The organism is Longimonas sp. (assembly GCF_046498435.1).
In the GTDB taxonomy this organism is placed as follows: Bacteria; Bacteroidota; Rhodothermia; order Rhodothermales; family Salinibacteraceae; genus Longimonas.
The window spans coordinates 1-3322 of the sequence record NZ_JAWOAR010000298.1; the positions used below are offsets into that span (position 1 = coordinate 1).

General features: G+C 62.5%; 2 protein-coding genes and 1 pseudogene. All 3 read left to right on the top strand.

Features of this window, described 5'->3' with window-relative positions; all coding sequences use genetic code 11:
- Nucleotides 1–299, top strand: a pseudogene (locus R6U20_RS11560) (excinuclease ABC subunit C); the annotation flags it as partial.
- Nucleotides 300–365: 66 nt separating this feature from the next.
- On the top strand, nt 366–527 hold the full coding sequence (locus R6U20_RS11565; RefSeq protein ID WP_410338012.1) for a helix-hairpin-helix domain-containing protein: 162 nt from the start codon (nt 366–368) through the stop codon (nt 525–527).
- A 579-nt stretch (nt 528–1106) separates the two neighbouring features.
- A complete protein-coding gene (locus tag R6U20_RS11570) occupies nt 1107–3104 on the top strand; it encodes an ABC-F family ATP-binding cassette domain-containing protein (protein WP_410338011.1) in 1998 nt (665 codons plus the stop codon).
- Nucleotides 3105–3322: the final 218 nt, after the last annotated feature.

The window sequence follows — 3322 nt, forward strand, 5'->3', positions numbered from 1 at the left end:
TCGAAGACGGCACCCCCGACGACTTCAAGTCGATGCGCGAGGTGGTGCGCCGCCGCTACAAACGGATGGCGAACGAAGGCGGCCTGTGGCCCGATCTGCTCGTGGTAGATCGCGCCAAAGGCTAGCTCTCCAGCACGGTAACCGTCCTCAAGGAGCTCGACGTGTACGGCCTGTTTCCGGTCATCGGCATCGCCAAGCGGCTCGAAGAAATCTTCCGCCCCGGCGACCCTGACCCGCTCTACCTGGGCAAAGACCACCCATCCCTGAAGCTACTCCAAAACCTGCGCAACGAAGCGCACCGCTTTGCCGTCACGTACCAGCGCAAGCGCCGCAAGAAGAAAACCCTGCGTTCTGAGCTCCTGGATATCCACGGCATCGGCGAAAAGACCGCCCAGACCCTGCTCCGCGAATTCGGCTCGCTTAAGCAAGTAAAACAGGCGGATACAGAGGCGCTCGCCGAAGTCGTAGGCCCCGCCAAAGCCCAGAAGGTAGCGGAGTTCTACCGGGAAGCGGCCTCGGAGGCATAGCGTATCGCCCTACGCAGTACTGATGCACAGTGCACACGCTGCCGTATGCTAAGACCAGGCGGAGAAGCCAGCCCGCACGATCCCCGGACGGGGGCGGTGTTCTGCCAACCCTCATCTTAAGTCATCCCGATGCCCGCAGAGCCTTCCGCACCGCGTCCCCCGAATCTTAATGCGATTGTGTTGAACCGTATCGGCAGCGTTGAAACGTCCGCATAGGGCGTAGGTACAGTACGATCCAGCAAGCAGCGGTCTGCGCCGCGACATCTGGATAAAGAAGAATCTGCAACCTATACCACAGGGAGCTTACCTCCAGGACTGGCCGGCAGGCCTCACCGCAGGGCGTGCGGAGATCCCTCCTCATCGCGCCCCGGCGGCTGTGCATCAGAGGACTTCAAGGTGCACAGGTAACAGTGGACGTCGAAAGGCTCTGGGCGGCTACCCACATTGTCGAAGAAGAGGTTCTTCTCCCCTGGTCGTCCGCAGATGCTGCTTGCTTCCCTTGTGCCCCACTCGTGGCTTCTGGCTGACGGGTGGGGTTTTTCTGATGCTCGTTGCTGCACCTAACGCCATCTGCGCGTCATGATTCATCTGCAAAACGTCTCGGTTGTATTTGGCGGGACGCCCATCTTCACCGATCTGTCGTGGGCCATTCCCGACGAGGAGCAGCGCATCGGGCTCGTTGGGCCCAACGGTGCGGGCAAGTCTACGCTGCTGCGCGTGATTACCGGCGACCAAGAGATCGAGTCGGGTCGCGTAGATCGCGGGGCCACCACAGTAGGCTACCTGGAGCAGAGCCTGAACGAGCAGCCCGGCGACGCCACCGTGCGCGAGGCGGCCCTGCAGGCGTTCGACGAAGTGTTGGAACTCGAAGCTCGCGAAGAGAAAATCACTGCGCAGTTGGAGGCCGCCACCGACTACGAGAGCGATAGCTACGCGAAGCTGCTCGACCGCCTGAGCCGCGTGCAGGAACAGCTCAACGCCCGCGATGCCCACCGCATCCGCTCGCAAACCGAGGCCACGCTGGCCGGACTCGGCTTCCAGCCCGACGACATGGAGCGTCCTCTGAAGTCGTTTTCGGGGGGGTGGCGCATGCGGGTGGCCCTGGCCAAGCTGCTGCTTCAGCGCCCGGATGTGCTGCTGCTTGACGAGCCCACCAACCACCTCGACATCGACAGCATTGCCTGGCTCGAGAGCTATCTCGATTCGTACAGCGGCACGGTGGTGCTCGTGAGCCACGACCGTTACGTGCTCGACCGCATGGTCACGCAGATCGCCGAGCTCACGCGGGGCCGCCTTAGCCTCTACGACGGCTCGTACTCGTATTACCTCGAAGAGCGCAAGGAGCGCCGTGCGCAGTGGAAAGCCGAGTACGAGAACCAGCAGAAGCGCATCAACGAGATCGAGGAGTTCATTTCGCGCTTTCGCTACAACGCCTCGAAGGCGGCCCAGGTGCAGAGCCGCATCAAGAAGCTGGAGAAGATGGAGCGCATCCCGCCGCCCCCCGATAGCGAAGACCGCATCTCGTTCCGCTTCCCCGACCCGCCGCGCTCCGGACGCGTGGTGCTGGAGCTGTCTTCCTTCTCAAAAACCTACGCGGGCGAAAACGGCCCCGTGCGCGTATTCGACGATGCGGGCCCGCTGGCTGTAGAGCGGGGCGACACCATCGCACTGGTGGGTCCCAACGGCGCCGGGAAGTCCACCCTCGCGCGCATGCTACGGGGCACCGAAGCCTTCGAGGGCGAGCGCAGCGAAGGACACAACGTGCAGCTGGCGCACTTCGCCCAGCACCAGGCCGATGCGCTGCCCATGGACGCCACCATCATGCAGACCGTGCGCGGCGTCTCGCCCAGCACACCCGACACCACGCTCCGCACGCTGCTCGGGGCCTTCCTCTTCACCGGCGACGATGTGTTCAAGCAAATAGAGGTGCTCTCGGGCGGCGAGAAGAGCCGCGTAGCGCTGGCCTGCACGCTACTCTCACCCGCCAACGTGCTCATTCTCGATGAGCCCACGAATCACCTCGACATCCAGTCGAAAGATGTACTCATCGAAGCCATTCAGCAGTACACCGGCACCTGCATCATTGTGAGCCACGACCGCTACTTCTTAGACGAAGTGAGCACCCACACGTGGCGCGTGGGCAACGGCGACGTGCGCATCTTCCACGGCCCCTACTCCGAAATGCAGTGGCAGGTCGAGCATGGCACCGCCGCCGCGTTAGACCCCGATCCGGATGCAGCATCGAACAGCGCCAACGGCACAGCCGACGCTGCACATGAAACGTCAGAGTCCGCTACGACACCCACAAACGGCACCTCGCTCCGCCCCGACGACGCGTTCGCCGACCTGAACTCGTACGAGGTGCGCCAGGAGATGGAGGCCACCGAAGAGAAAATCATGGAGCTGGAAGCCAAGAAAGAGGAACTGGAGGCTCAGATGGCCGATCCGGCAGCGCTTGAAGAGGGCAACATGCGCGCGCTCACCGAAGACTACCAGGCCCTCGAAGCCGAACTTGCCGAGCTCTACCCGACCTGGGAGGCCCTCACCGAGCACGTCATGGCGCTTGAGGAAGCGTAAGTCCGCTGCGCGAACGGGATACAGAGGGATACGACGTATCGATGCAGCGTTTGAGCGCGGCAGCAACGTAGAGGCACAAGGTCGATGCGGCAATCCCCCTTTTCGTTAAGCTAAATCCCACGTAGCATGTTCAAGATGCATCTTCAGAGGATCGTGCTCCTTGCCGCTTTCATGCTGAGCCTGCACGTCAGTCCACTGGCTGCGCAGATCACCACGCT

Bases quoted from the DNA above. Each gene is read 5' to 3' on its own strand.
- R6U20_RS11570 (WP_410338011.1), top strand. From the start codon at position 1,107: ATGATTCATCTGCAAAACGTCTCGGTTGTATTTGGCGGGACGCCCATC.